18 protein-coding genes are annotated in these 18,092 nt (G+C 68.6%); 11 read left to right on the forward strand and 7 right to left on the reverse strand.

Annotation, left to right across the window (positions count from 1 at the left end; translation table 11 throughout):
- Positions 1-16: 16 nt before the first annotated feature.
- Entirely contained in the window at positions 17-655 is a 639-nt protein-coding gene (locus tag IT779_RS17815) for a type 1 glutamine amidotransferase family protein (RefSeq protein WP_196150470.1), read from the reverse strand.
- A 43-nt stretch (positions 656-698) separates the two neighbouring features.
- Positions 699-1,142: an RpiB/LacA/LacB family sugar-phosphate isomerase gene (locus tag IT779_RS17820; protein WP_196150471.1), complete on the reverse strand. Its 444-nt coding sequence runs from the start codon at positions 1,140-1,142 to the stop codon at positions 699-701.
- A gap of 129 nt (positions 1,143-1,271) precedes the next feature.
- On the opposite strand from IT779_RS17820, the gene pta reads away from it, so the two are divergent.
- The gene (gene pta, locus IT779_RS17825; protein ID WP_196150472.1) at positions 1,272-3,356 is read left to right on the forward strand and encodes a phosphate acetyltransferase; all 2,085 of its coding nucleotides are present in this window, start codon (positions 1,272-1,274) and stop codon (positions 3,354-3,356) included.
- Entirely contained in the window at positions 3,353-4,552 is a 1,200-nt protein-coding gene (locus IT779_RS17830) for an acetate kinase (RefSeq protein WP_196150473.1), read from the forward strand. Before pta ends, IT779_RS17830 begins: the two co-directional genes overlap by 4 nt.
- A 108-nt stretch (positions 4,553-4,660) precedes the next feature.
- Here the strand turns inward: IT779_RS17830 and thiG are convergent, their stop codons facing one another.
- Genes thiG through thiO form a run of 3 tightly spaced genes read right to left on the reverse strand, consistent with a single transcriptional unit; the run spans position 4,661 to position 6,739 of the window.
- On the reverse strand, positions 4,661-5,437 hold the full coding sequence (gene thiG / locus IT779_RS17835) for a thiazole synthase (RefSeq protein ID WP_196150474.1): 777 nt from the start codon (positions 5,435-5,437) through the stop codon (positions 4,661-4,663).
- Complete coding sequence (thiS, locus tag IT779_RS17840; protein ID WP_196150475.1) at positions 5,430-5,648, reverse strand: sulfur carrier protein ThiS; 219 nt, start codon at positions 5,646-5,648, stop codon at positions 5,430-5,432. The genes thiG and thiS overlap by 8 nt, the downstream gene beginning before the upstream one ends.
- Positions 5,648-6,739, reverse strand: a complete 1,092-nt coding sequence (thiO, locus tag IT779_RS17845; RefSeq protein ID WP_196150797.1) for a glycine oxidase ThiO — start codon at positions 6,737-6,739, stop codon at positions 5,648-5,650. Before thiO ends, thiS begins: the two co-directional genes overlap by 1 nt.
- 65 nt (positions 6,740-6,804) lie before the next feature.
- Here thiO and thiE point away from each other — a divergent pair, with 65 nt between their 5' ends.
- Entirely contained in the window at positions 6,805-7,503 is a 699-nt protein-coding gene (thiE, locus tag IT779_RS17850) for a thiamine phosphate synthase (protein WP_196150476.1), read from the forward strand.
- Between the two features lie 131 nt (positions 7,504-7,634).
- On the opposite strand, the gene IT779_RS17855 is transcribed toward thiE, so the two are convergent.
- A complete protein-coding gene (locus tag IT779_RS17855) occupies positions 7,635-8,294 on the reverse strand; it encodes an NUDIX hydrolase (RefSeq protein ID WP_196150477.1) in 660 nt (219 codons plus the stop codon).
- Positions 8,295-8,431: 137 nt separating this feature from the next.
- Here IT779_RS17855 and IT779_RS17860 point away from each other — a divergent pair, with 137 nt between their 5' ends.
- The 8 genes from IT779_RS17860 to IT779_RS17895 all read left to right on the forward strand — a co-directional run bounded on the left by IT779_RS17860 (position 8,432) and on the right by IT779_RS17895 (position 17,794).
- A complete protein-coding gene (locus tag IT779_RS17860) occupies positions 8,432-9,802 on the forward strand; it encodes a hypothetical protein (protein ID WP_196150478.1) in 1,371 nt (456 codons plus the stop codon).
- Positions 9,799-10,776, forward strand: coding sequence for a glutamate ABC transporter substrate-binding protein (locus tag IT779_RS17865; RefSeq protein WP_196150479.1), 978 nt, complete (start codon positions 9,799-9,801; stop codon positions 10,774-10,776). The genes IT779_RS17860 and IT779_RS17865 overlap by 4 nt, the downstream gene beginning before the upstream one ends.
- 536 nt (positions 10,777-11,312) lie before the next feature.
- Positions 11,313-13,583, forward strand: a complete 2,271-nt coding sequence (locus IT779_RS17870; RefSeq protein WP_196150798.1) for a serine/threonine-protein kinase — start codon at positions 11,313-11,315, stop codon at positions 13,581-13,583.
- Positions 13,584-13,685: 102 nt separating this feature from the next.
- Complete coding sequence (locus tag IT779_RS17875; RefSeq protein ID WP_196150480.1) at positions 13,686-14,138, forward strand: Panacea domain-containing protein; 453 nt, start codon at positions 13,686-13,688, stop codon at positions 14,136-14,138.
- Positions 14,128-14,547 (forward strand): hypothetical protein, encoded by a 420-nt coding sequence (locus IT779_RS17880; RefSeq protein WP_196150481.1) that lies wholly within the window; start codon positions 14,128-14,130, stop codon positions 14,545-14,547. Before IT779_RS17875 ends, IT779_RS17880 begins: the two co-directional genes overlap by 11 nt.
- 161 nt (positions 14,548-14,708) lie before the next feature.
- Positions 14,709-15,686 carry an ABC transporter ATP-binding protein gene (locus tag IT779_RS17885; protein ID WP_196150482.1) on the forward strand — a complete coding sequence of 326 codons (978 nt, stop codon included), beginning with the start codon at positions 14,709-14,711 and terminating at the stop codon, positions 15,684-15,686.
- A complete protein-coding gene (locus IT779_RS17890) occupies positions 15,686-16,501 on the forward strand; it encodes an ABC transporter permease (RefSeq protein WP_196150483.1) in 816 nt (271 codons plus the stop codon). The genes IT779_RS17885 and IT779_RS17890 overlap by 1 nt, the downstream gene beginning before the upstream one ends.
- A gap of 447 nt (positions 16,502-16,948) precedes the next feature.
- A complete protein-coding gene (locus tag IT779_RS17895) occupies positions 16,949-17,794 on the forward strand; it encodes an adenylate/guanylate cyclase domain-containing protein (protein WP_408637771.1) in 846 nt (281 codons plus the stop codon).
- A 1-nt stretch (position 17,795) separates the two neighbouring features.
- Here the strand turns inward: IT779_RS17895 and IT779_RS17900 are convergent, their stop codons facing one another.
- Positions 17,796-17,951, reverse strand: a complete 156-nt coding sequence (locus tag IT779_RS17900; RefSeq protein ID WP_196150833.1) for a hypothetical protein — start codon at positions 17,949-17,951, stop codon at positions 17,796-17,798.
- Positions 17,952-18,092 lie beyond the last annotated feature (141 nt).

Consider the following 18,092-nt stretch of genomic DNA (forward strand, 5'->3'; position numbering starts at 1 on the left):
CCCGTCGACACGGGTGTCACAGCGGCACCGAGCGCGCCCGCTCGTAGGCGTCGAGTTCCATGTAGGCGGCGGGGTCGCGGTCGGTGAAGAGGCGGTACCACGCGTCGAGGATATGCGGCTCGTAGACGCCGAGGCGGCGCAGGATCTCGCGGGCGAATTCGATGGGTGCGACTCCGGATGCGGTGATGACATCGCCGTCGGTGACCGCCGGTTCCGGCGCGTAGTGCGGTCCGCCCGCGTATCCGCTGTAGGTGAGGAATTCGGCGGCGTTGCTGGTGTGGGCGCGGGTGTCGAGCAGGCCCGCGCGGGCGAGTCCGTAGGTCGCGCCGCAGATGGCCGCGACGGGGACGCCCGCGGCGACGAATTCGCGCGCGGCGCTTTCGAAGGCGGACAGTTCGCCGCTCATCCACAGGTCGGAGCCGGGGAGGATGAGCATGGCGCTCGTCTCGGGGGTCAGTTCGTCGAGGGCGATGTCGGGTGTGATGTGTACGCCGCCCATGGTGCGGATCGGGTCGCGGGTGCGGCCGACGGTGCGCAGTCGGAACGTTCCCGGCGCGACCTGCCACTCGGGTTTGCCGATGTGTGCGATGGCCGCGCCGACCTCCCAGTCGGCGAGGGTGTCGTAAACAGCCGTGTACACCGTCTTCGTAGCCATGACAGCATCCTGTCATATTTGACAGGATGCTGTCAATGACGTGTCAGTCGCGTTCGATCTCGGACAGGTGGGCGATATTGGCGCGGTCGTCGTCCCCCTCGCTCGCCGCGCCATCGAACCACGCGTCGAGGATCTCACCGAGCTCCGCACTCGAAGTGGTCCGCAGACTCAGTGCCAGCACATTCGCGTCGTTCCACTTGCGCGCCCCGCTCGCGGTCACGGCATCGGCGCACAGTGCGGCCCGCACACCGTCGACCTTGTTCGCCGCGATCGACGCCCCGGTCCCCGTCCAACAGCAGACCACGCCCTGATCCGCGCGCCCCTCCGCCACATCGCGCGCCGCGGCCTCGCTCGCCCACGCCCAATCGTCGCGCTCGGAATCCGAGAGCGCACCGTGCAACACCGTGTCGAAGCCGCGTCGCCGGAGCTCGCGCACCACCTCGTCGGCCACACCGACCCGCTCGTCCGCAGCCACAGAAATCCGCATGCCACAAGGGTATGCGCGCGTGGCGATCGAGCGGTTCGGCCGCCGGTGCGGCAACCTCGACCCGCGCCCATGGCGATTCTCCGGATAGTTGCCGAGTTCACGCCGCCCGCGCTCATTATGCTCGGCGACATGGCCGACTCTGCTCCGTCCACCGTGTACATCGCGTCGCCGGAAGGTGACACCGGGAAATCGACGGTCGCGCTCGGCGTACTCCAGATGCTGTGCGCGAGCACCGCCCGCGTCGGGGTGTTCCGCCCGATCACCCGCTCGACCACCGAACCCGATTACATCCTGGAACTGCTGCTCGAGCACAGCACGGCCGATATCGACTACGCGCAGGCGATCGGCGTCACCTACGAGCACGTGCACGCCGATCCCGACGCCGCGATCAGCGAGATCGTGATGCGGTTCCACGATGTCGCCAAGGCGTGCGACGCGGTGGTGGTCATCGGCAGCGATTACACCGATGTCGCGAGCCCGAGTGAGCTGCGCTACAACGCGCGGATCGCGGTGAATCTCGGGGCTGCGGTGTTGCTCGTGGTGCGTGGCGCGGGTCGGGAGCCGCGCGAGATCGACCAGCTCGCCGAACTCTGCGCCGCCGAACTCCACCAGGAGCACGCCCACCTCACCGGAATCGTCGCCAATCGCTGCGATCCGGATCGACTCGACGAGATCCGTTCGGCGCTGGGTGATTTCGACGTGCCGTGCTGGGCTCTGCCCGAGGTGCCGCTGCTGATCGCGCCGACCATGGCCGAACTGTGCCAGGCCGTCGACGGCCGGATGTACAGCGGCGACCCGGAACTGCTGCAACGCGAGGCATTGAAGGTCATGGTCGGCGGCATGACGGCCGAACACATCCTGGAACGGCTCAGCGACGGCGTGGTGGTGATCGCGCCTGGCGACCGGTCCGATGTGCTGCTCAGCGTCGTGAACGCGCACGAGGCGGCCGGATTCCCCTCGCTGTCGGGCGTCATCATGAACGGCGGCATGCTGCCGCATCCCGCGGTGGCGCGGCTGATGGAAGGGCTCAAACCCCGACTACCCATCCTCACCACCGAACTCGGCACCTACGACACCGCGAGCGCCGCCTACCGCACCCGCGGCCGCATGTCGGCGGGCAATCCGCGCAAGGTGAACACCGCGCTGGCGATCATGGAACAGCATGTGGACGCCCCGGAGTTGTTGCGCCGCATCGAGGTTCCTTCCACCAGCGTGGTCACGCCGCAGATGTTCGAATACCAGCTCATCGAGTGGGCGCGCGCCGACCGCAAACGCATCGTGCTGCCCGAGGGCGCCGACGACCGCGTTCTGCGCGCGGCGGGCCGGGTGCTGCAACGCAAGATCGCCGACCTGGTGATCCTCGGCGACGAGGCCGCGATCCGGGCCAGGGCCGCCGAACTCGGGGTCGACATCGCCGCCGCCGAAGTGCTCGACCCCGCCACCTCGGGGCACCTGGAGGATTTCGCCGCCGAATACACCGAATTGCGCGCGCACAAGGGCATGACCCCGGAACGTGCCCGCGAAACCGTCAGTGACATATCGTATTTCGGGACGATGATGGTGCACCGCGGGATCGCGGACGGCATGGTCTCCGGCGCCGCGCACACCACCGCGCACACCATCCGCCCGTCCTTCGAGATCATCAAGACCGTGCCGGGCGTCGCGACGGTGTCGAGCGTGTTCCTCATGTGCCTGGCGGACCGGGTGCTCGCCTACGGCGACTGCGCCGTCGTCCCCGACCCGACCTCCGAACAGCTGGCCGATATCGCCATCTCCTCGGCGCGCACCTCGGCGCGTTTCGGCATCGAACCCAGAATCGCCATGCTGTCGTATTCGACCGGCGAATCCGGCAGCGGCGCGGATGTGGACAAGGTGCGGGTGGCCACCGAGCTGGTGCGTGAACGCGCGCCGGAACTGTTGGTTGAGGGCCCGATTCAATACGACGCCGCCATCGAGCCGAGCGTGGCGACGACCAAACTCCCGGATTCCGAAGTCGCCGGTCGCGCGACGGTATTCGTCTTCCCCGACCTCAACACCGGCAACAACACCTATAAAGCCGTGCAGCGCAGCGCGGGCGCGATCGCCATCGGGCCGGTGCTGCAAGGATTGAACAAGCCGGTCAACGATTTGTCCCGTGGCGCGCTGGTGGCCGACATCGTGAACACCGTCGCCATCACCGCCATTCAGGCCCAGAGCGAGGGGGATGCGTCGTGAACCCCGTGGTGCTGGTCGTCAACTCCGGTTCGTCGTCGATCAAATACCAACTGCTGGAACCGGAAACGGGTACGGTCGCCGCGTCCGGGTTGGTGGAGCGGATCGGCGAGGACGACGGCGCCGTCGCGCATCGGGCGGGCGACCGCACGGTCGAACATCGCGGGCCGATCGCGGATCACAAGGCAGGTCTGCGGCTGGTCTTCGACATGTTCACCGAGACCGGGCAGGATCTGGCCGATGTCGGGGTGCGCGCGGTCGGTCACCGGGTCGTGCACGGCGGCGAGGTGTTCTACGAGCCGACGCTCATCACCGACGACGTGGTCGCCGCGATCTCCGCGCTGTCCACCCTCGCGCCGCTGCACAATCCGGCCAATGTCACCGGCATCGAGAGCACCCGCGAACTGCTGCCAGGCGTACCGCAGGTCGCGGTGTTCGACACCGCGTTCTTCCACGGCCTGCCCGAGGCCGCGAAAACCTACGCCATCGACGCGGAACTCGCCGCCGCGCACGGCATTCGGAAATACGGATTCCACGGGACCTCACACGAATACGTGGCGGGTCAGGTCGCGCGCCTGCTCGACCGCGACCCTTCGCACATCGACCAGATCATCTTCCACCTCGGAAACGGCGCCTCCGCCTCGGCGATCCGCGCGGGTCACCCGATCGACACCACCATGGGCCTGACCCCGCTGGAGGGCCTGGTGATGGGCACCAGGGGCGGTGACCTCGACCCCGGCATCCTCCTGCACCTCATGCGCACCGCCGACCTCGACGTCGACGGCGTCGACCGTCTCCTGAACCGCGACAGCGGCATCAAGGGCCTGTCCGGTGTCAACGACTTCCGCGAACTGCGCCGACTCATCGACGCGGACAACGCCTCCGCCCGCCTCGCCTACGCCGTCTACATCCACCGCCTGCGCCGCTACCTCGGCGCCTATCTGATCGCCCTCGGCCGTGTCGACGCCATCACCTTCACCGCAGGCGTGGGCGAGAACAGCCCCGACGTCCGCGCCGACGCCCTCGCCGATCTCGAACTCTTCGACATCACCGTTGATCCCGCTCTGAACACGGCGAAATCCCGCGCCCCACGCCATATCTCCCCGCCCGACGCCCGCATCCCGGTTCTCGTTGTCCCCACCAACGAAGAGCTGGCCATAGCCAGATCCGCTCTCCAGGTGGTGGATTCTGCCGGATAGCAGGCGTGCTCCGGAGGAGCGCAAGATGACGCGGTCGTCACGCATCCGACTGTGCGCGTCGGCCCGGCCCGAAAGTAGCGGTCGGGCCGTACGCCGAAGGAGCGGCCCTCAGAGTGCCGGTGAAGAGGCTTGGGCCCAGAAGCGTTTCGGTATGCGACCAGCCTCGCGAGCGAGATAGCCCGCGCGCACGGCATCGGACATGGCGGCGGCCATCAGGGCGGGGTTGCGCGCACGGGTGACAGCGGTGGCGAGCAGAACCGCCGAACAGCCAAGTTCCATCGCGAGTGCGGCGTCGCTCGCGGTCCCGATACCCGCGTCGAGGATGACGGGAACGCCCGCGTCGGCGACGATCATCTCCAGGTTGTGCGGGTTGCCGATGCCGAGACCGGTGCCGATGGGGGAGCCGAGCGGCATGACGGCGGCGCACCCCGCGTCCTCGAGGCGGCGCGCCAACACCGGGTCGTCGTTGGTGTAGGGCAGCACGGTGAATCCGTCGTCCACGAGTTGTTCAGCGGCGCTGAGCAATTCGATCGGATCGGGGAGCAGCGTGCGCTCGTCGGCGACGACCTCGAGTTTCACCCACGAGGTGTCCAGCGCTTCGCGGGCGAGTTGCGCGGTGAGCACGGCTTCGGCGGCGCCACGGCAGCCCGCGGTATTGGGCAGCGGGGTGATGTCGAGGCGTTTGAGCAGGTCGAGTACACCGGTCCCGCCCGCGGCGTCGACGCGGCGCATCGCGACGGTGGTCAGTTCGGTGCCGGAGGCGAGCAGCGCTTCTTCGAGCACGTGCAGCGACTCCGCGCCGCCGGTGCCCATGATGAGCCGGGAACCGAACTCACGGTCGGCGATTCGCAGCGGCGGCGGTGTGTACGCGGGCGTGTCAGCCACCCTGCACCGCCGTCAGCACCTCGATGGTCCAGCCGCGCCCGACCGGTTCGTCCCAGCGCGATTTCGGGAACACCGCGCCGTCCACCGCGAGCGCGACGCCGCGGACGGGCAGCTCGAGGCGGGTCAGCAGTTCGCGCACGGTGAGCGGTTCGGCGAATTCGTGGTCGTGTCCGTTCACGGTGACACCGATGGGGACTGATGTCGCGGTCATTACACTCCTCTGTCCGGAAGCGGTTGTGCGGAGCCGACTGTCGCGAAGCGTCGCGGATCGGCGACTTCGGCGTCGGCCTCCGGTCGGCCTTCCAGCAGGCCGAGTGTCGCGTCGACGGTGAGCGGGATGCCGAGTATCCCGTTGCGGCCGTGGCCGGTCGCCGCCACGACGCGATTGTCGAGTCTGCCGATCAACGGCAGGTTGTCGGGTGTCACCGGTCGTGCGCCCGCCGCAGCTTCGGCCAGTTCGTATTCGCCGATGCCCGGCAGGATCGCTTCGGCGTCGGCGATGAGGTCACGGACGCCGCCGACGGTCACGGTGGTGTCGAAACCGGCCTCGTACTGTGTCGCGCCGACCACGATGCCGTCGGCGCGCGGGACGAGGTAGACGGCACGGCCGTGCACCCTCGCCCGGATCACCCGCTTCGGCACGGGTACCGCGCCCGGACGATGCCGCAACCGCAGAATCTCACCCTTGACCGGCCGCACCGGCAGATCGGGTCGCAGCCGGGCCGAGGCCGCGCCCGCCGCGAGCACGACCTGGTCGAAAGGCAGCGCGTCGATGTCGTCCACGGTCTCGGCGTGAATCGCGACACCCGAATCGAGGCAGGCGCGGTGCAGCGCGTCGAGCAGCAGTCGATTGTCGACCGCGGATTCGGTGACCGACAGCAGACCCGCGCGCACCGTCCGCGCCAGCGCGGGTTCGTGCGCGCGCACACCCGCGCGGTCGAGCATGGTGGGCTGGTGACCGTGTTCGACCAGGAAATCGGCGACCACGCGCAGGTCGGCGGCATCCGCGCCGTCGAGGGCGACCGACAGCGTCTGTTCGGCCACGAACACCCCGACACCGGTGACGGCTTCCAGGCGTTCCGCGAATTCCGGCCAGCGCCGCAGCGACGCCGCACCGAACGCTAGTTCGCGACTCGCGTGCGGCCACGCCTCCGACAGCGGAGCCAGCATCCCACCCGCGACTCGGGAGGCGCCGGAAGCGACGGTCGGATCGAACACCGTGACCGACCAGCCCGATTCGGCGGCTCGCCACGCCACGGCGAGGCCGATGGCTCCGCCACCGACGACGGCCAGCGTCCGCATCACTTCCACCTGCCTTCTGGCCTCCTTGTTCGCATCCCCACGGTAGCGCGGCTACGGTCGAAGGCGTGCAACCCTCCCAACCGAAGCGACCCTTGCCGCCGCGGGAACGTCTCGCCACGGCGTTGCTGTATCTCTGCACGGACGCGCGTCGGGAGCGCGGCGATCTCGCCAGGTTCGTGGACGCGGCGCTCGCGGGCGGGGTCGACATCGTCCAGTTGCGCGACAAGGGCTCGCCAGGCGAGGCGAAATTCGGGCCGTTGGAGGCCAAGGCCGAACTCGGCGCGCTCGCGGAGTTGAAGGCGGCGACGCGCCGCCACGGCGCCTTGCTCGCGGTGAACGATCGCGCCGATATCGCGGCGGCCGCCGGGGCGGATGTGCTGCACCTCGGTCAGGGCGATCTGCCGCCCTCGTACGCCAGGCAGATCGTCGGACCGGATGTGGTGATCGGCCGATCCAGCCACAATCGCGCGCAGGCCGGACTCGCCGCGATCGATGATCACATCGACTACTTCTGCGTGGGGCCGGTGTGGGCCACCCCGACCAAACCCGGCAGGCAGGCGGCGAGCCCCGACCTGGTGCGGTCCACCGCCGACGCGCATCCGACGCGGCCGTGGTTCGCGATCGGCGGCATCGACGCCGAGCGGCTGCCCGAGGTGCTCGCGGCGGGCGCGTCGCGGATCGTGGTGGTGCGCGCCATCACCGCGGCCGACGATCCAGAGGCCGCCGCGCGCGAACTGAAGTCCGCACTCGTGGCGAACATCTGATCCACGTGCGCACGTCGACGGTTCCTCGCGTGCGCCCGCCGCGCGGGGCGAAACAGTCGGGGTCGGGGCGGCAGTGTGAATCGGGTCACCGGCGCGGGGGTCAGCGGGGTGGCTCGGCGCGCTGGTGTGGATCAGGACAGCAGTTGCTCCCTGGTCAAGCTGAAGCCGTTCGACTCGGTGGGTACGGGCGTCCGGATGATCCTGGCGTGCGCACCGGGTCCGTCGGGTTCGGTGTGCAGCCACAGGAAGCCCTGGTCGGCGAGGTCGACGATGCGGGGGAGTGCGGCGGCGAGCATGCCCGCGTCCTCGATGTCGTCGAGGCACACGCGTGCGGGCGTCGCGCGCAGACTCGGCCAGGCCGCCGCGAATCCGGGATGCAGCGGATGGTCGATCACGTCGTCCTCGGGGACCCACGCCAACGCGGTGCTCTCCGGGTTGCCAACGGTCGCCAGCGGCTCTGTGGTGTCGGCGACGACCGTCGTGTAGATCCAGCCGCTCGGCGCGGAGGCGGTGACGCGTTCGCCGCGGATCCGCACGTCCGCCGCGCGAATGCCCGCTTCTTCCCACGCTTCCCGCACCGCGGCCTTCGCCGGTGTCTCGTCGCTGTCGAGGGCGCCGCCGGGCAGCGCCCATGTGCCGCCCTGATGGCTCCACGGGGCGCGGTGTTGGAGCAGCACCGCCACACCTCCGCCCGCGAGCGGCGCCCGCAGCAACAATCCGGCAGCGCCGTATATGCCCCAGTGCCGCATTCCGTCCGGGCTCGAAGACCACCCGTCACCGTCACCACGCATCGCTACCCATCCTCATCCAGCCGCCGCTGCGCCCGCCCCCGCCGGGACTGGGGTGTCGGACGAGCCGCGGCACCGGTACGACCACAATAAACTGCGACGCAGGCGCCCGAGGGTGGCGCGGACCCACGGAGGTGGATATGGCACGGACCGGGCAATCGGTGGCCGCGCGCCCACCGACGGCCGACGGCGGGTCAGCGCGCCGGTACCTGGCCCACCTGCCCGCCGCGGTGGTGCGCGAACGCTTCGACCCGGCCGAGCTGCGGTCCTTCGCGAGGTCCTCGCCCGCCCGGCTGATTGCCATGGGATTGCTGCTGATCGGATTGTGCCTGGCTGCCGGGACAGTGGCGTCCGACACCGTCGGCGCCCGACAAGAGGCGTTGGACGTCCTGCTCGCCGACACCGAACCCGACGCCGACTCCGCGCACCGCCTCTACACCACGCTGTCCATCGCCGACGCCGCCGCCAGCACGGCGTTCATCTCCGGCGGTGTCGAACCGGAATCGGTGCGCGACCGGTACACCCAGGCGATCGGCGAGGCCGCCGCCGAACTCGTGATCCAGTCCGGGCACGTGGGCGGCGGCATCACCTCGGATGTGCGTCTGCGCACCGGCATCGCCACCGGACTGCCCGTCTACACCGGCCTCATCGAGACCGCGCGCACCAACAACCGCATCGGAAACCCGGTCGGCGCGGCGTATCTGAGCGAGGCGTCGAACCAGATGCAGACCACGCTGCTGCCGATGGCCGAGGAACTCCAGGACCAGCGCTCCGACGCGGTGGACACCGCGCAACGCGATCACGTGCGCCCACCGTGGACGGCGATAGCGCTGCTGATACTCGCGCTCACCGTATTGGTCTGGGCGCAAGTCGAATCCGCCAAACGCTGGCGGCGCACCTTCAACGCGGGCTTGCTGCTCGCCTCCGCGGCCATGGCGATTCTGTTGGGCTGGACCGTGATCGCCGGGTCGCTGTCGGCGACGGCCATGATCCAAGGTCGCGACCACGGCGCGGTGCCCGCGTCCCGGCTCACCGAAAGCCGGATCCTGGCCCAGCAGGCGCGTTCGGCCGAGACCTTGAAACTCGTGCGCCGCGACGCCACCGGAGACTACGACCGCACCTTCGACTCCGGAATCGCCCGCCTCGACGAACTGCTCGGCGGTTATCCGGCCGACGCCGCCGCGCGCGGGTCCGTGGCCGAGGCCCGCGCCGCGCTCGCCCGGTGGCGCGCGGCCCACCAACGCATGAACGACGCACTCGCACACGGTGATTTCCAAGGCGCCGCGCTGGTGGCGACCGGTCAGGGCGCGGCGGATTCGGCGGCCCAGGTCGAAGCGCTCGACCGCGCGCTCGGCCAGGGCATCGCCGAGACCAGACAGACCTTGCGCGGCCGAATCGCCCGTGCCACAGGGGCTCTCACGCTGCTCGCCCCCGGCGCCACCGTGCTCGCCGTACTCGCCACGATCTACATCGGGCTCGGCGTGTGGCCGCGACTGCGGGAGTACCGATGAGGCGCTCGCGCGGCGTGCTCGCCGCTGTCCTGGTCGCCGCCGCGATGCTTTCCGGCTGCGGCGCCGATTCCGCTTCGACCTCGACCAAATCCGGCGACTACACCGAGCCGCCGCTGCCCGCCAAAGCGGTGCCGCTGCTCACCGATATGCCGTTGCCGCCCAATGCCGAAGTGCGATGCGGCGATCCGACCGCGAGCCTGCGCCCGACCGGCGCGGGCGACGCCGCGCGCGGCGCCACCATCGACGCGATCCGCGCGCGCGGCCGCCTCGTGGTCGGATTGGACACCGGCAGTAACCTTTTCAGCTTCCGCGATCCGCTCAGCGGAGCCATCGTCGGCTTCGACGCCGACATCGCGCGCGAGATCGCCCGCGACCTGTTCGGCAGTCCCGACCTGATCGAATTCCGCAGCCTCGGATCCGCCGAACGCGAAGACGCGCTGCAGAACCACACCGTCGACATCGTCGCCAAAACCATGACCATCACCTGCGAGCGCCGCGAGCGTGTCGCCTTCTCCACCGTCTACCTGCGCGCCGGGCAGCGGGTATTGGCCATGAAGGACTCCGGCATCACCGGAGTCGCCGACCTCGCGGGCAAACGGGTGTGTGTGGTGCGCGGCACCACCTCGCTCGAACGCATTCGCCGCGAACAACCCGCCGCGACCCTGCTGACCGTGCCCACCTGGGCCGACTGCCTCGTGGTCCTGCAACAGCGCCAGGTCGACGCGGTGAGCACCGACGACGCGATCCTCGCCGGACTCGCCGCCCAGGACCCCTACACCGCCCTCGTCGGCGCGAGCATCAGCGCCGAACCGTACGGCATCGGCATCCCCCGCGACGCCGACGACCTCGTGCGCTTCGTCAACGGCACCCTCGAACGCATCCGCGCCGACGGCACCTGGACCCGACTCCACCGCCAATGGCTGTCGATCCTCGGCGACCCCGACAGCCCACCGTCCCCGGTGTATCAGGACTGACGATGAGCGACAAGCCACGCGACCCCCGAGCCGATTCCCCCGATCCCGGCGACACCGAATACGCCATCCCGACCATTCGCTGGTCGGAAGTGGTCTCCGGGCAACGGGACTCGTTACCGACCGAACCCGGAGTGGAGGACGGCACCGAGCCGCTGTATCGAGGGTTCTGGTCGGAGCCCGAGTCCGCGGCAGGTGATCGGGCGAACCCCGCCGCCGACGAAGTCGAGCAGGTGACGCAGGCGACCGCCACCTGGACCCCGGCGCGGGCGGCGGCGTTCGGCGCCGAATCGGATCAGCCGACGATCATGGCCGGTCGCGCCCGGAACGACCGCGAGGACAGCGCGGCGCCTGCGGACACCGGTGCTGATCCGGCCGTCGACGAACCGACCGCGCGCTGGTCGCCCGGTGCCGCGGTGGCGAACCCCGAGGCAGGCGGCCCGGGTGCGGGCGGCTTCGGCCCGCCGACCGTGGCGGCGCCTGTCGGAAAGGGCGTCGGGCGTGCGGTCGAGGAACCCGCAAGCGGCGGTCCGCCCACCATGGCGGTTGATGACGGAAAGGGTTTCACCCGAGCGGGTTTCGCTTCGGGTGCGGATCCGGAGGGCACTGCTGTCGCCGGGCGCGGTTCGAGCGAACCCGGTTCGTTCCGCGATTCGGATGCGGCACTGCGTACTTCGGGTCGAAGCGTGCGCACCGCGCGATCGCGCCCGACCGTGCGCAGGCTCGGCGCCGGACTGGTGACCATTCCGGCGGTAGCCCCCGCCGACCCGATGACCGCTGTCCTCGCCGATCCCATTGTCGCCGAAGGGAAACGCTTCTGTTGGCGATGCGGGAACCCGGTCGGCCGCGCGACGCCCGCGCATCCGGCCTCCACCGTCGGTGTCTGCGAGAACTGCCACGCGCCTTTCGATTTCCGTCCTTCGCTGAGTCCGGGCGATATGGTGTCGCACCAGTACGAGATCCAGGGCTGTATCGCGCACGGCGGACTCGGCTGGATCTATCTGGCGATCGACCGCAATGTCAGCGACCGGTGGGTCGTGCTGAAGGGTCTGCTGCACGCCGGTGACGCGGAAGCGCAGGCGGTGGCGGTGGCGGAACGGCAGTTCCTCGCCGAGGTCGCGCATCCGAGCATCGTCAAGATCCACAATTTCGTGGAGAATCCGGGTCCGGACGGTGAACCCATCGGTTTCATTGTCATGGAGTACGTCGGCGGACGGTCGCTGCGAACCATCCTGGACGGCTACCCGCGACCGCGCCGCATGCCGGTCGCCGAGGCCATCGCCTACGTGCTGGAAGTCCTACCCGCGCTGGAGTACCTGCATTCGATCGGCCTGACCTACAACGACCTGAAACCCGACAATGTGATGGTCACCGAGGACCAGGTCAAGCTGATCGACCTCGGCGCGGTAGCCGCCATCGAAGCGTACGGAAATCTCTACGGCACAAAGGGTTTCCAAGCGCCGGAGATCGGGCAGACCGGCCCGACGCCCGCCTCCGACATCTACACCGTCGGCCGCACGCTCGCGGTGCTCGCCCTGAACCTGCCGATGGAACACGGCCGCTACCGCGACGGCATCCCCGACCCCGACGACCACCCGATGCTGCACCGCTACGAGTTCTTCCACCGCCTGCTGCTGTGCGCGACCGATCCGGAGCCGGGCCGCCGTTTCCCGTCGGCGCGCGCCATGTCCGCCCAGTTGGCGGGCGTGCTGCGGGAGGTGCTCGCCCTCGACACCGGCGCCGAACATCCGCAACTGTCGACCGTATTCAGCCCGCAGCGCGGCAGTTTCGGCACCGACGAACTGATCAGCCAGACCGACGCCTACGCCGACGGCATCGGGCGCAACCCCACCTTGCGCGCGTCCGATATCGTTGCCGCACTGCCGGTCCCGCTACTCGACCCCACCGATCCGTCCGCCGCGTTGCTGGCCGCGACGGCGCAGCCGGATCCGCGCAGGGTGCTCGCCGCGTTGGCGGAGGCGCGCACGCGGGCCGTGGCCGATCCCGGCAACGCCCCGGAGACGCTTGACCTGGAACTGTCGATGGCCGAGGTCCGCGCCCGCCTCGACCTGGGCGAATCAGTCGAGGTCCGCGAACTGCTTGCCCGATTGTCCGCCGCCGACTGGCGCGTCGACTGGTTCATCGGCCAAACCGAACTCCTCGACGGCAACTACGAACGCGCCTACGCCGCCTTCGACGAGGTCCTGCGCGTACTCCCCGGCGAGATCGCTCCCAAACTGGCTCTCGCCGCGACAGCGGAACTTGTTCTGCAACACTGGGATTCGAACGACCTCGAACAGTGGCGCGCCTATGCCGAAAAGTTCTACGCCACCGTATGGCGCACCGACCGCGCCGTCGTGAGCGCCGCCTTCGGCCTCGCCCGCCAATTGGCCGCCGCCGACCGAGTCGAAGAGGCCGTCGCCGCCCTCGACGAGGTCCCCGCCACCTCCCGCCGCTACGCCACCGCCCGCCTCACCGCGGTCTGGCTCCTCCTCACCGCGGGCCCTATCGCCGACCTCGACGAATCCACTCTGCACACCGCCGCGACCAGAGTCGATGCCCTCCCACCCGGCGAACCCCGCGCCCTCCAACTCCGCGTCCTCGTCCTCGGCGCCGCCCTGGCCTGGCTACAAGCCGACAACACCCCAACCCCCGACGCCACCCTCTTCAACGCACCCTTCACCGAACGAGCCCTGCGCGCGGGCACCGAATCCGGCCTCCGCACCCTGGCCAGAACCGCCCCCGCCCGCACCCACCGCTACGCCCTCGTAGACCTCGCCAACACCATCCGCCCCACCTCCTGGTTCTGAGATGCCCGTCGGTTCCGAGCTTCCACGTGGGCTCCTGGCAGGTGTCATAGCAGACCTGTATGCTCCCGGTGACCGGAATCGATCAGGCGGGGGATGATGTCGATGGTTGCCGAACTGTGTGCGTTGGACTTCGCGAAGTGGTTCGTGGCGTGGGCCGAGAACATCGACGCCGAAGTGTCCAATCTCAAGGTGCAGAAGTTGCTCTACTACGCACAGGGCACCCACCTGGCAGAACGCGGTAGACCGCTGTTCGCCGACCCCCTCGAAGCATGGGCACACGGTCCGGTGGTGTCGAACGTCTACCACGAATTCAAGCGGTTCGGCAAAAGCCCCATCGACGCCGACGCCGTACTCGACGACAGTTTCGACTGGGATGATTTCAAGGACGCCGAGCCGGTACTGCTGAAGACCTGGGACACCTACGGCAGTCTCGCCGCGTGGGCACTTCGAGAACGAACACATCGGGAAAGCCCATGGCGCAACGCATTCGACGAGTCCCGAACCAAGACGATCACCGCCGACCAACTCGAGGCATTCTTCTGCCGTGCCCGATAAGAAGAGCACGGCTCGCAGGGGAACGCCTCCGAAACACGATCCGCACCCCGACCCGCCGGCACGCACGCCGACAGGCGAACGCGGCTATCCGATCCTCTGCCTCCGACATCTGCAAACCGGCTGGGGAATCGACCGACTGACCCCGGCGCAGTGTCGTGAATTCCTGGTCAAGTGGCACAAGCGCACCGCATTTACCTGGAACGAGCTGATTCAGCACGGCAAGCACGGCCTCGGCCACGAGCAGCTGCCGAAGGTGACTTTCAAACCGCGAATTCCGGAATGGCTGGAGCGGGACAGCTACATGGTCTTCCGACACGAACGAAACCTCCCGTTCGTGGGCTTCCGCACGGGCGACGTCTTCCATGTCCTGTGGATAGAGACCCGTTACGGGGAGCTGTATGACCATTGACATCGACGCCATGCTTCGCTCCCCTGGTTGCGATCAGCTCGCGATGCGTCGCGAGAACTGCTAGCACGCCGACCGATACTCTCGCCTGTCATACCTGAGGATGACCTCGGAGCCCACTTTGTGGGGACGCGCGACGGGGTTGCGTAGGGAAAGCTGGGGGCATGATCGAGCTTCGGGGCCTGACCAAACATTATGGGCAGACCGTCGCGGTTCAGGACCTCAGTTTCACCGTGCGACCGGGTGTGGTGACGGGGTTTCTCGGACCGAACGGCGCCGGTAAGTCGACCACCATGCGGATGATCCTCGGGTTGGACCGGCCGAGTGCCGGTACCGCGCTCATCCAGGGGAAGCGGTACGCGGAGTTGGAGAGTCCGCTGCGGAAGGTTGGGGCCTTGTTGGATGCGAGATGGGTGCATCCGAACAGGTCGGCGCGGGCGCATCTGCAGTGGATGGCGGCTTCGAACGGGATCGAGAAGTCGCGGGTGGAGGAGGTGCTGCGGCTGGTCGGGCTCTCGGAGGTGGCCGGTAAGAGCGCGGGTGGGTTCTCGCTCGGCATGTCGCAGCGGTTGGGGTTGGCGGGCGCGTTGCTCGGTGATCCGGAGATCCTGTTGTTCGACGAGCCGGTGAACGGCCTCGATCCGGAGGGGATTCTGTGGATTCGGCGGTTCATGCAGCGGCTGGCGGCGGAGGGGCGCACGGTGCTCGTGTCGAGTCACCTGCTGTCGGAGATGGCGCATACCGCCGAGCATCTGATCGTCATCGGGCGCGGGCAGTTGATCGCCGACACCACAACCAAGGAGTTCATCGACAAGTCCTCCGAGACCGCGGTTCGGGTGCGCAGTCCGCAGCTCGACCAGTTGCGCAGTCTGCTCACCTCCAACGGCATGACGGTCAGGGAGGACGGCGAGGGCGCGGGTGGGCCCGCGTTGTTGGTGGCGAATATCAGCAGTGACGAGGTCGGCAAGTTGGCGGGTGCGAACGACATCACGCTGTTCGAGTTGTCACCGCAGCGCGCGTCGCTGGAGGAGGCGTTCATGCGCATGACCGGCGGCTCGGTGCAGTACCACGGCGAAGGCCCCGATGTGCCGGGTGCGCAGTCGGGTCCCGGTTCCTACACGGCTATGGGAGGTGCGCTCTGATGGGCGTGTTGGCGGCGGAACGGATCAAACTGACCTCGACGAGGTCGCCGGTGTGGTGCACGGTGCTGATGGTGGTGGCGGTGCTCGGTATGGCGCTGCTGTTCGGGCTGCTGCTCAAGTTGGGGGTCGACCAGTTCAACAAGGACGTGGAGGCGGGCAAGGCCGATCCGGCGGATATCCCGTATCCGACCAATTCCATCGCCAGCCTCGGCATCACGGGCCTGGCCTCGGGTTTTCCGGGTTTCGGGTACATCCTTGTGATGATCGTCGCGGCGCTGGCGGTGACCAGCGAGTACCGGTTCGGCACGATCAAGGCGACGTTCCTCGCGCTGCCGAATCGCGCGTCGGTGCTGGTGGCGAAGGCCGGTCTGATCAGTGTGGCGGCGGCGGTGCTGTCGGCCGTGCTCACCCTGCTCAGCTTCCTGATCTTCAAGGGCGTGACGGGCAGCGACGCGGGGCGTGAGCTGAGTCTCGCTGACGGCGACAACAAGGTGTTCTACGCGGTGCCGCTGTTCATCGTGCTCGTGGTCTTCCTGTCGATCGGTGTCGGCGCGTTGCTGCGCCAGTCGGCGGGCGCGTTGGCGGTGCTGATCGTGTGGCCGGTGCTGATCGAACCGATCGTCGGCTTCTTCGGTGAGCGCGGCGAGCAGGTGCAGGTGCTGCTGCCGTTCCAGAACGCGGGCCGTTTCCTCGACACCGTGCGCACCGACCTGCCGTGGCATTGGGGTCCGTGGGGTGGTCTGGCCTATTTCGCGGTCTTCGTCGCGCTGGTGTTCGGCGCGGCCCTGTTCGTGGTGAATCGACGCGACGCCTAGGCGTCCAGTCCCCCTGACTGCCCGAGTCGCTTTCCCTCGCCACTCGGGCACGGGGTTCCCGGTCTTGTCGGGAGATCGAAGGACCCCACGTCGACCGCCACTGCCCGGTGGTCGATGTCCGGCGGGCCCGGTGCACTCCTTCAAGCACCGGGCCTGCCCTTTTATGTGTTTTAGAGTTACATTAACTTCCGGGAAACGATGCCGCGCGGCCCTGTCGCATCGGCTACCGATAGGTAGCATTTGGGCAGCAACTCAGACGTAGTCCCGCGGCGGCCTCGATGACGCGTTCGCCGGAATTCGTTCGGGAGGTGTCCGGTGACGATGATCGCTAGTCTGCCGAGGATCGAGTGGCTGAGCTACGCTCGGTCCGTGAGCGAAACACCTTCCGGCGGTGGCGGGTCCGGTCCGGAGCCGGGTGCGGGCGCCGCCGCCTCGCCCGAGGCCACGATTCCCGATGGGAATTCGCGGGAATCAACGCGAAGTCGACGCTCCGGCCAGGGGTTTCGCCGCGCTCAGCTGTCCGCGATGATGAATGCCGCCAATCAGCGACCCGATCTGATCGACGTGCTGCGCAAGGCGCGCGAACAGCTGCCCGGCGATCCGGCCTTCGGTGACCCGCTGTCGGTTTCGGGTCCGGGCGGCCCGAGGGCGGTGGCGCGCGCCGCGGACAAGCTCGTCGGCGATTCGCCCAGTGCGGCCCGTGAGATCGGGTTCGGCGCGCTGCAGGTCTGGCAGGCGATGCTGGAGCGGGTCGGGCGCGGCAAAGGTAGCCAAGAGGTAACCATCATGTTCACGGATCTGGTTTCGTTCTCCAGTTGGTCGCTCACCGCGGGCGACGAGGCCACCCTCGAACTGCTGCGTCGCGTCGCCAAGGCCATCGAACCGCCCGTCGCCGAATACGGCGGACACGTCGTCAAGCGCATGGGGGACGGGGTGATGGCGGTGTTCCCGTCCGCCGATGGCGCGGTGCGCGCCGCCGTGGCGGCCAAGCGGAATCTGGAACGTGTCGAGATCGGCGATTATCGGCCGCGAATGCGGATGGGTCTGCACACCGGCTCGCCGCGCGAAATCGGCGGCGACTGGCTCGGCGTCGACGTCACGGTGGCCGCGCGGGTCATGGAAGCGGGTGGCAACGGCAACACCATGATCTCCCAGGCCACCCTGAGCGCACTCGGCGCGGACACCCTCGCCGAACTCGGGCTCGGCGCGAAGCCTTATCGGCGCAGCTTCTTCGCGGCGCCGCTCAACGGCGTGCCCGAGGACCTGCGGATCTTCCGGTTGACCCGTAGCTGATCTAGAACCACCAGACCAGCGCGCCAACGGCGGCGAGCAGTCCGCAGACGGCCAGTGCCACGGATGCTGGCCGCGAGGTCTTCCACAGTGAGTAGGACCCGCCGAGTAGGAAGCCCGCCAGGGCGAGGAGGAGGATCACCGATACATCGCTGGACACGTCGAACATTCTGCCGTTCCCCGCTCCGGTTATCCTCGCCGGGGTCCTGACCTGCTGGAATCTTAACAAGCACGCAAGCTTGATTTTTTCTCGCACGGATGTGATGCTGGTCGACGGAACGCGAACGGTTCCGGCGCGGCA

Origin of the sequence: Nocardia bovistercoris (assembly GCF_015674855.1) — a bacterium.
GTDB classification, from domain to species: domain Bacteria; phylum Actinomycetota; class Actinomycetes; order Mycobacteriales; family Mycobacteriaceae; genus Nocardia; species Nocardia bovistercoris.